At 60.2% G+C, this 249-nt stretch carries 1 protein-coding gene; it reads left to right on the forward strand.

Going from position 1 to position 249, the window contains the following annotated elements; genetic code table 11:
• On the forward strand, positions 1–249 hold a 249-nt coding region (locus FDX22_RS26390), incomplete at both ends, for an iron chelate uptake ABC transporter family permease subunit (RefSeq protein WP_146718016.1).

Below are 249 nucleotides of genomic sequence, written 5' to 3' on the forward strand. Positions count from 1 at the left end.
AACGGCGTTGGGGAGCAAAGTTGCGCGTACCCAGTTTATTGGCCTGTTGGTGATTACCGTACTGTGCGGAAGTGCGACCGCCATCGTCGGCCCTATCGCCTTTATCGGCCTGATGATGCCGCATATGGCACGCTGGCTGGTGGGCGCAGATCATCGCTGGTCGCTGCCCGTCACTCTGCTGGCCACCCCTTCTCTGCTGTTGATTGCCGATATCATCGGTCGTCTGATTGTGCCCGGCGAGCTGCGCGT

The organism is Citrobacter sp. TBCS-14, from assembly GCF_005280805.1.
GTDB classification, from domain to species: domain Bacteria; phylum Pseudomonadota; class Gammaproteobacteria; order Enterobacterales; family Enterobacteriaceae; genus Citrobacter; species Citrobacter gillenii.